8 protein-coding genes are annotated in these 9,395 nt (G+C 52.3%); 1 reads left to right on the top strand and 7 read right to left on the bottom strand.

The window, feature by feature from the left end; all coding sequences use genetic code 11:
• Positions 1 to 134 precede the first annotated feature (134 nt).
• The 5 genes from BLW68_RS15195 to chaB form a co-directional block, all read right to left on the bottom strand.
• Positions 135 to 1,418 (bottom strand): glycosyltransferase, encoded by a 1,284-nt coding sequence (locus tag BLW68_RS15195; protein ID WP_092795215.1) that lies wholly within the window; start codon positions 1,416 to 1,418, stop codon positions 135 to 137.
• 3 nt (positions 1,419 to 1,421) lie between these two features.
• Positions 1,422 to 3,671 carry a hypothetical protein gene (locus BLW68_RS15190; protein WP_092795213.1) on the bottom strand — a complete coding sequence of 750 codons (2,250 nt, stop codon included), beginning with the start codon at positions 3,669 to 3,671 and terminating at the stop codon, positions 1,422 to 1,424.
• Entirely contained in the window at positions 3,671 to 4,444 is a 774-nt protein-coding gene (locus tag BLW68_RS15185; protein WP_218141389.1) for a TVP38/TMEM64 family protein, read from the bottom strand. Before BLW68_RS15185 ends, BLW68_RS15190 begins: the two co-directional genes overlap by 1 nt.
• 114 nt (positions 4,445 to 4,558) lie before the next feature.
• Positions 4,559 to 5,467, bottom strand: coding sequence for a prolyl aminopeptidase (gene pip / locus BLW68_RS15180; protein ID WP_092795208.1), 909 nt, complete (start codon positions 5,465 to 5,467; stop codon positions 4,559 to 4,561).
• Positions 5,468 to 5,488: 21 nt separating this feature from the next.
• Positions 5,489 to 5,716: a putative cation transport regulator ChaB gene (chaB, locus tag BLW68_RS15175; RefSeq protein ID WP_092795206.1), complete on the bottom strand. Its 228-nt coding sequence runs from the start codon at positions 5,714 to 5,716 to the stop codon at positions 5,489 to 5,491.
• A 144-nt stretch (positions 5,717 to 5,860) separates the two neighbouring features.
• Here chaB and sodC point away from each other — a divergent pair, with 144 nt between their 5' ends.
• Positions 5,861 to 6,454: a superoxide dismutase family protein gene (gene sodC / locus BLW68_RS15170; RefSeq protein WP_218141388.1), complete on the top strand. Its 594-nt coding sequence runs from the start codon at positions 5,861 to 5,863 to the stop codon at positions 6,452 to 6,454.
• Positions 6,455 to 6,571: 117 nt separating this feature from the next.
• Here sodC and gppA read toward each other — a convergent pair whose 3' ends face one another.
• Both gppA and rhlB read right to left on the bottom strand, forming a co-directional pair.
• The gene (gppA, locus tag BLW68_RS15165; RefSeq protein WP_342741264.1) at positions 6,572 to 8,137 is read right to left on the bottom strand and encodes a guanosine-5'-triphosphate,3'-diphosphate diphosphatase; all 1,566 of its coding nucleotides are present in this window, start codon (positions 8,135 to 8,137) and stop codon (positions 6,572 to 6,574) included.
• Positions 8,079 to 9,365, bottom strand: a complete 1,287-nt coding sequence (gene rhlB, locus BLW68_RS15160) for an ATP-dependent RNA helicase RhlB (RefSeq protein WP_092795200.1) — start codon at positions 9,363 to 9,365, stop codon at positions 8,079 to 8,081. The genes gppA and rhlB overlap by 59 nt, the downstream gene beginning before the upstream one ends.
• Between the last annotated feature and the right edge of the window lie 30 nt (positions 9,366 to 9,395).

Here is a 9,395-nt window from a genome sequence, read left to right as displayed (position 1 = left end):
ACAGGCAACTGTAACAGCCTTGCCAGCCAATGGCTGCGGCTCAGGCTGCGCCGCGCCCAACGGAACCAAACTTCGATACGACTTAACATAAACCTCCAGGTTTAGTAGCTGGTTATCAGGTTTACTGAGCAGCGTTACTCTTTGCTGTCCGCAAACAAAGTGCTGCCAACAGCGGCTGTACCTGCCACGGCAACGCTACGCAAAATGTCCCACTCCGCTTTGACCCATTCCAAAACATCTTCCCAGTCCCGCTCGGTTCTGGCTGCAGCGGGCTGATTGTCCAGCAAAGCGCTAAAACACTGCAGTGCTTTATCAGCCGAACATGCCATGGAAAAAGCGTCAGCTGTGTCTCTGGCGCCTTGCTGCAGCAATGCCAGTTGTTGTGCCGGCGCTTCAACTAACCGGCACAGCGCAGCACTGAACGCGGCGGTGGTTTTGTCATACAACAACAACCCATTGTCACCATCTTTTACCACTTCGCGCACACCCGGTGCATCTAATGCAACCACTGGCAAGCCGGCGGCCATAGCTTCGGCCAGCACTATGCCCTGCGTTTCACTACCTGAGGCAAATGCAAAGATGTCCATAGCATGCAATGCATCCGTTAACTGTTGTTGCTGTAAAATACCCGCCATATGCAGCTTGTTGCTGATGCCTGCCTGCGCAAATACTTGTCGGATAGTAGCTTCAGACGGGCCTGCACCCACCACCAGAAAATGTACTGCAGCACGTTCAACCGCAACATTTGCCACCGCATGAGCCAGAAACTCAAGGTTTTTCTCTGAAGCCAGCCGCCCCAGATGGCCAATAACAACAGCGTCTGCCGGGATCGCCAATTGCTGCCGTACCGCATCACCGTTACCCCGGGCGAATCGCTCAATACAGACCCCGGTAGGGATCACCGTAACAGGTGTAGTCACGCCGCGCTGCTGCAACATCTCAGCAATGCTCTGGCTGGGAGCAATAACCTGATCGCATAAATTGGCATAACGGGTTGCCAGCTCAATGGCAAAGCGCTGCATAGTGGCAGAATCACCGGGTATATAGTGGGTATACTGCTCATACAAGGTGTGATGCGTAAATACCAGTGGCAGCTTTCGGTAGCGGGCAGTGCGTAGCGCTGTCATCCCCAACAGGAACGGATGCTGAGAGTGAATAATGTCTGGCGCAAACGCATCCAGTATTTCACTGAGCTGGTCATGGATCGGCAGGGCTACAGAAAAATCGCTGGCATTGAAATTCTGGATTGCAGCAATACGTACTACATCCGTTTCATCTTCGGGCATATCAGCAAACTCCGGCGCTACCACCAATACCTTGTGGCCCAGCTGGCGATACTCTGCCACAAAGGCTTCAACTGAGCGAGCCACCCCACCAACATGGGGAGTGAAAGTATTGGTGAAGATCGCAATATTCATCTGTTACGCCTCTTGTTTACTCAAGGTCACTGCCCCGGTAGCAGCTTGTGCTGTTACCGCCACATACCCTGGCAGGGTTATCTCCATTACAGGTGCGCTGCCATTGTGCCAGTCAGCCTGCCATTTAACTAAAACGCCACTTTCAGCACTCACCGTGATCTCCACACTGATACTGCCAAAACTGGTTGGCGCCGGGCCAAAGTAGACTGGTGTCTGCGGGCCCAGCCAGCGCTGGGGCACGCCACCACATAACACCAAAGTCTGGCCTTCTTCACGGACAAAACAGTTACGTATCATCAACAACCATTCGGCAGCCGCCCAAACATGGTGGCCATCCCCCATACAACCGCCGCCGGTAGCCGGATGAATGGCCTCAGGCCATTGCCCGGTAGGTGACGCCAGTGCAGCCACCGCATCCATTAACGTTAAATAACGCGGGTCTTTCGCCCGTAATAACACCTGTGCCACATGCAGGGTTAAATAGGCATTTAACCCTGAATGGATCATATCCTGATAAAAGGCATCTTTAACAAAACAGCGCTGCAGCAAGAACTCAACAGTATCAAGCAGGCGGGGATCGTCAGGCGCCCATAATTGCACCGGATAACCCGCTGCCAGTGAACCAATAGCTCCGGCATCCAGACGGCGGTAAGGCGATGCCGGCATGCCGGGCCGCTTTAAACGCTGTGCACATTGCGCCAGGCTTTTATCTATCGCTGCACTAAAGCTGGTAGCGGCCTGGGCGAATTCGTGTTGCTGCTGCAGATCTGTGCTGGCAAATAAGGTAGAAGCCGCCTGTAAACCGGCTACTCCCCAAAAATCATCCCAATAGTAATAATCATTGGGCCCAAGGTGTTCAGCGCTAAACCCAGGTGGCAACAGGCCAGCGTGAGGTGTATCGGGTTTGTCGGACAAACGTTTACGGCTTATCCAGCGCGCACCGCTTTGCACCGGGCCATGCCAGTCGGCGGGCATTTTGCGGCCGGTCATCTCAAAATAGCGTTTGAGGATCCACAATACTTCCCCGTTAGCATCCCATTCGCCTTCCTGCGAGCGAAAATAGCCCAGTAATGTCTGGCGTGGTGGAAACTGATTCAGCGCCCGCTCGGCACGTTCAGTCAGGCCGGCACACAGTAAGGCGTGAATAATAAAAGCTGCATCCCGAAACCAGAACCGTTTATAGGTATAAGGGCCGGGGTAAACATCTTCCGGCGAGTGCAGAATTAATGACGTGACCGCCGCATCATATAAAAACTGATAGTGCGCATCCGGGCAGGTCAGCTTGCAGGTTTTCTGTTGCTCCTGGCGCCAGGCATCTGTTTGCAGTTGTTCGTTGCGCTCAGTTGTCAGCGGCACCGACACTTCCAGCTCCTGCCACTCGTCAGCTGGCAACGCAAACAGCGCCGCAGCAGTAACCATACCGACATCACAGACACCATCGGTCTGTTCCTGTGCATCGTTCAGATGAATATAAACGTCACCCTGGCGATAGGTAGATACATGGTGCCGTTCCGCCTTGCGGCTGAACTCTACCCGCTTATTATCATCAACCTGCCAGGCAGTCCGCTCTGAGTTTAGCCTTACACGGTGAATAAAGCTGATGCCTTCCGGGTTTTGTGGCCGCAGCGCCAGCACCAGATAACCTTGCTGGTCTGATTTAGCCCGCAACCGCAATTTGCATACCGCAATGCCGTCTTCAAGCTCGACCGATGCCTGAGTGACCAGTGTCATACCCTGTAATACTGTTTCAGTGCTGATACTAATGTCTCCGGCCATTCGCAGCTGCTGCTGACACTGCAATGCTCTGGATGGCAACAAATACTCTCCCTGCTGCGGCATAATCCAGGCGTCCAGCGACCAGCCATCCAGAAAGGGTGTAAGCAGGCCTCTGGGATCGACAATCGGTAACTCAGGGCAGTCCGGCCAACCTATGGCCGTCCAGTTACGATGGGTCAGGTTAATATGGGTAATGGAAAATGCCCTTGGGATAAACGACACATCGTAAGGGTCAAATTGCCGTTCAATCCAGTATGGCCACACCCAGTCCAGATTATGCTGGATCACCCGGCTGTTAATCAGGCCGCGGGCATGAAACACCACACCGGCACGCAGCAGTTCTATCGGTTCACCTACCTCTGACGGCTGGGCAAAATTATGCAGCCGTGCCAGCAAGGCAATGGGGTCTATAAAACCATGTTTGTGCGCCACATAGCGCACCACATAACGCCACGGTAGCCATTTTAACCAGGTCATCAGTCAGGCTCCTTTTGGGTATCTTGTTCGGTATATTGCGCCAGCGCCCGGCTGGCCAGACGGTTAAGATAAATAATCACTGCAATAGCTGCCAACAGACCGCCGGCATACAGGCCCCACTCCCACACAGAGCGTTCGCGTGAGGTAAAATCAAAACTGGAGATATCAGCAATCAATGAGCCCAGATACACGTTGTGCACAGTAAACGGAATAAAACCCAGCAACGAGCCACCGATATATCCCCGTAGCGAGAACTGGGTTAAACCAAAAAAGTAATTAGAAATTTTACCGGGGAAAAACGGGATCAGCCGGGTTAGCAGCACTATCTTCCAGCCATTTGGCGTCAGCTCGTCGTTTACCAACTTTAGCTTTGCCCGCGCCATAACAAATTCTCTGGCGCGCTGGCCAAAACAGTAGCGTGCAATCAAAAACGCTAACACGGCACCCACGGTGGTACCCAGTAATACATAGACCGAGCCTGCCGCCACACCGAAAACAAAACCGGCGCCCACAGTAAATAGGGCTCCCGGCAGCAACAATACCACTACAGCTGCCATAATTAACATAAACAGTACCGGCGCCCAGGCACCCTGTTGCTTAAACCACTGCAGCAGATGTAACACCTCTTCATGCACACCAAAATGCACCAGTAAAACCAGTACGATGGCGACAAACAATAAGCTGCCGGCAACCCCGAATAGTGCCGACATTTTGCTGCGAGGCTTTGCATCGCTCTTCGCCGCTTTACTATTTTGTGCAGTGTCTGATGTCACAATGAAATATTCCCCGCGGTGATATTGCCGCATTAATTATTTACGCGCCGTTAACATATACAGTATTAACAGGTATAGCTTGCCAAGCTGTATGCCCGATGAACCCCCTTGCTGTCAGTCGCCCGTCGCTGGCTCCAGATCCAGTAACAGTGCCCGCAGGGCGCGGAAATTTTCCGGCTCAGCAGCATCATGCGCTGCCAGTGGTGAAATATGCAGCTGAACCTGCTCCAGCCGGTTAGACAACTGCCAGGCCGCATCACACGGGCAAATGGTATCGTAACGGCCCTGCACAATATCAACCGGTATGGCCTGCAAGCGCATGCTGTTACGTAAAATATAGTCCGGTGGCAAAAATGCCTGTTTTTTAAAATAGTAGCTTTCAAGTAACGCCATCGGCAGGCAATGGTCTGTTTCGCTAAAACGCTCTATCTGGGCCTCGTCTGGCATCAGAAACGAATTGACTGCTTCCCACCTGGCCCAGCTGGCAGCGGCTTGTTGCTGCTGGCTGGCGCTGGATAACTTTTCAAAATAAGCTGCGACAGGGTCACTGGCATAATCTACCTGCTGAATAAAGCGCTGATACTCTTCCGGATATAACTGATTGGCTCCATGCAGGTAAAACCAGTCCAGTTCCTGCTGCCGGCATAAAAAAATGCCCCACAGCACCATCCTTACCACATGCTGCGGATAACGGATGGCATACAGTAAGCTCAAGGTGCTGCCCCAACTGCCACCGACCAGTATCAGTTGTTCGACAGCCAGCGTACGGCGCAGTAATTCTATATCTGCAATTAAATGCTCAGTCGTATTAGCAGTTAGCCGTTGTTCAAATTTGCTATTACCGCAGCCCCGTTGATCATAGTAAATTACCGGGCGCTGCAACTTGGCAAACAGCTGTTTATCATCGGCCCTGACACCGGCGCCCGGGCCGCCGTGCACAAACAACAGCGGCACCTCTGCCGCAGGGTCCCCCTGCAGCTCATAATGCAACTGGTGGCCATCACCCACGTTAAGATAAGGCATCCAGGCTCCGTGCAATGTCAGTTACTTTTTTACCCATTTTCCCGCCTCATTCTTTTCATAACTCTGCTTTACCGCTGCCCAGGCTACTTTATGCGCCACCTCTTCCCGGCTGTCGTCACCACGGCGTTTATCCGGATCGGCATATTCGTCCCAGGCATTGTTAAACGCTGCCTGATAAATGTCCTGAGCATGGGCGGGTAAAGTGTCCTTTACGCTATCGGGCAATTCGCTGTGCTTGTTATAAGGCATGACCTGTCTCCTGCTGACGGCTCAATCTGCTGTTCTGTTAAAAGGCAAAGCTCATGCCATTTTTGCTGCTACCAGTGTTGGCGCTGAATTTGCAACCCAATAGCCGTAGTTGATGTTACTTAGCCGATAATGAAGGAGATTATTATGAAACTGCGGATATTGCCCCTGCCGTTACTCGCTGCAGGCCTATTACTGGGCTGCAACCCGGATCCAAACCCACCGTCGGCGCCAAGTGGTGTTAGCACCCCGGCACCTATGCCCGGCAATGCTGGCGGGCAAGCTGGTAACAGCGTTAAAGTACGGATGAATAAAGTGACTGCAGACGGTGTAGGTGACAGTACCGGCACCATTACCATTACTGAAACAGCTGACGGCTTGGTATTTAAACCCGAGTTAAAGGGGCTGCAGGCGGGGGAACATGGTTTTCACGTCCACCAGAACCCCAGCTGTGAGCCAGCAATAAAAGATGGCGAACGCCAGGCGGCGGCCAGTGCAGGCAGCCATCTAGATCCGGCGGATACCAATCAGCATGCGGGCCCGGACGGACAAGGCCACCTTGGCGACTTACCGATGATTCGTGTTGATAGTAACGGTAACCAGCAAGAAGTAACTGCCGGACGGATGAAACTGGACGATGTGAAAAACAGGTCTCTGATAGTGCATCAGCAAGCTGATGATTACACTACCGCGCCTTCTGGCAGTAGCGGCAGCCCGATAGCATGCGGCATCATACCATAAAATGAGCAATTCAGATGTGTCAGCACTTGCTTGCCGGCCCGTCGCCATCACTTTTGGCAACGGGCTGCCGGGCAAAAATTACACACTTTTCGGTAATATTTACCCGGCCAACAGCGCTTACTTTATAATGAGTTCCCAACCAGTTTGTTGCTGGTACTGCATTTCCTGCTCCAGTTCAGCCCGCATCAGCGGATGCTGATCCAACCAACCTTCCGGCATTTTCAACGTTAACTGCTCACCTTTGCTGCTGATATTTACCTGCGGCAATACTTCGTGTCGCCGGCGCATGGATAAAATCACGGCCAGACGTAAAATACGTGTTAAACGTACCGTTAGCAGCACTGACGTCATGGTTTGGCGGGCAATAATTTCGCGGCTGATATCAGCCCGGTGGTTATGCACCAGAGCCATCACCAGTTGCTGCTGGGCGCGGGTAAAACCGGGCAAATCGGAATGGTTAATAATATAAGCACCATGATGATGGTGATTTTTATATTCGATCAGTAAGCCCAGTTCATGCAGTAAAGCACCACTTCTGAGCATGCTGTGGCCTTCAAATTTCTGCAGATCCCAGCGGCTTTGTAACTGACTGGCCAGCTCACAGGCCATTTCTGCTACCCGCTCGGCATGGCGCTGGTCGATAAAATAGCGCACCATCAAACTGGCAACGGTACGGTTGCGAACATCAGTATGTTGCAGTTGCGGCAACATGCTATACAACACGCCCTCCCGCAGTGCACCGCCGGACAAGGTCATGCCGCTGATATGCAGCTTACGGAACAAGGCAATTAAAATAGCCAGCCCGGACGGAAATACCTGCTTACGCTCTTGCGCCAGGCCAACAATGGTCAATTGCTCCATCCGGCCACACGCCAGTGCCTGCTGCATAATATCTTCCAGCCGGCTTAGGGTAATCACTTCATCTTTACCCTGAGCAACCAGTATTTCCTGCATCGCCTGCACAGTACCGGATGCACCAACTGCCAGTTGCCAGCCGGTTTGCCGGTACTGCTCGGCAATAGATGCCGCCTCTTGCTCTGCTGCAGCTATGGCCTGGCTAAAATTATCTTCACTTAGCTCGTCGTCACTGAAATAGCGTTCCAGATAAGTGACGCAGCCCATATTCAGGCTGGACAACAGTTGCGGCGTGAAACCGGCACCAATCACCACTTCAGTACTGGCACCGCCAATGTCGATCACCAGCCGGTTGCTGTCACTGTTTGAAGTATGGGCTACACCCAGGTAAATGATGCGGGCTTCGTCTTCACCGCTGATCACCGTCACTTTCTGGCCTAAAATAGCCTCGGCTTCTTTGAGGAAGGTTTTAACATTTTTTGCCAGCCGCAACGTAGCGGTGCCAACAATACGGATATTTTGCGGCGGGATATCCTGCAAACGTTCAGCAAACAAGGCTAAACACTCCCAGCCGCGTTTCATCGCTTTGCGGCTAAGTACCAGGTTTTCATTTAAACCGGCGGCCAGGCGTACTTTGCGTTTTACCCGGCCTATAACCTGCACTGAGCCACCAACAACCTTGACCATCAGCATATGGAAGCTGTTTGAGCCAAGATCAATCACCGCATAGATATCCTGATGCGGTGATTGGTCGGCAGACAGCGCCGGATTAACGAGGACGGTTGCGAGGAGCTCTTGCGCCATTACTGCTACGTCCACCCGGGCCACTACGACTGCCGGTTCTGGCCTGACCGGCGCGGCGGCGAACCCGCGGCTTCGGCGCTTTAATATCATCCAGCAGGGCACTGGCATCGTACTGGCTTACCGGCACAGCATGACGAATATAGTCTTCAATGGCTGTCAGGTTAAGCGCATACCGCTCGCAGGCAAAGCTAATGGCTTTACCGCTTTCACCGGCCCGGCCGGTACGGCCAATCCGGTGCACATAGTCTTCGCAGTCGTCCGGTAAGTCATAGTTAAATACATGGCTTACTTTAGGAATATGCAGGCCACGCGCCGCAACGTCGGTGGCAACCAGAATATCCAGCTTGCCGCTGGTGAAGTCCTCTAAAATGCGCAGGCGTTTTTTCTGAATAACATCACCGGTAAGTAAACCAACACGGTGGCCATCAGCCTCCAGCCAGGCGTGTACTTCTTCACACCAGTGTTTGGTGTTAGCAAATACAATGGCTTTATCCGGCCACTCTTCTTCCATCAGTGTTAACAGCAATGGCAGTTTATGTTCGTCTGACGGATAAAACAGCTCTTCGCTGATACGGCTACCGGTCATTTCTTCCGGCGCAACATGGATATGCACCGGCTGATTCATTTTCTCAAACGCCAGTTCCTGTACCTTATAAGACAAGGTAGCTGAGAACAACAAGCTCAAACGCTCTGTCGCCGGCGGCATACGGTTAAACATAAAGCGGATGTCTTTAATAAAGCCCAAATCGAACATGCGATCAGCTTCGTCCAGCACCACTACCTGAATTTGGGATAAGTCGTACAAGCCCTGCTTTAAATAATCTATTAAGCGGCCTGTGGTACCAATTAAAATATCTACGCCATTTTCCAACAGCTGGCGTTGAGTATCGTACCCTTCGCCCCCATAAATTAAGCCAAGACGTAAACCGGCGTTATCAGCCAGTATTTTTGCGTCCTGATGGATCTGTACCGCCAGCTCTCGCGTAGGAGCCATAATAATGGCACGCGGCTGACCAGAACCTTTGGGCTCATGGGTAAGCAAATGGTGGAAAGTAGCGGTTAAGAACGCCAGTGTTTTACCCGTACCTGTTTGGGCCTGGCCGGCAATATCTTTACCGGCTAGCGCTAGTGGTAAACATTGGGCCTGAATGGGCGTACAATAGCCGTAACCTTGCGCGGTTAACGCGTCAAGAACCTGTGGCGCCAATGCGAAATCGGCGAATTTATGCGAAGTTAAGTGTGTTTTATTCATACGGCGCTAAGCATAACCGTTACGCTTGCA

The sequence above is a fragment of the Rheinheimera pacifica genome, from assembly GCF_900108485.1.
GTDB classification, from domain to species: Bacteria; Pseudomonadota; Gammaproteobacteria; order Enterobacterales; family Alteromonadaceae; genus Alishewanella; species Alishewanella pacifica.
This window is presented reverse-complemented; position numbering and strand designations above follow the sequence as displayed.

Coding starts and splice junctions, on each gene's coding strand:
- pip (WP_092795208.1), bottom strand. CDS start 5,467: ATGCCTTATCTTAACGTGGGTGATGGCCACCAGTTGCATTATGAGCTG.
- sodC (WP_218141388.1), top strand. CDS start 5,861: ATGAAACTGCGGATATTGCCCCTGCCGTTACTCGCTGCAGGCCTATTA.
- BLW68_RS15190 (WP_092795213.1), bottom strand. CDS start 3,671: ATGACCTGGTTAAAATGGCTACCGTGGCGTTATGTGGTGCGCTATGTG.
- chaB (WP_092795206.1), bottom strand. CDS start 5,716: ATGCCTTATAACAAGCACAGCGAATTGCCCGATAGCGTAAAGGACACT.
- BLW68_RS15195 (WP_092795215.1), bottom strand. CDS start 1,418: ATGAATATTGCGATCTTCACCAATACTTTCACTCCCCATGTTGGTGGG.
- rhlB (WP_092795200.1), bottom strand. CDS start 9,365: ATGAATAAAACACACTTAACTTCGCATAAATTCGCCGATTTCGCATTG.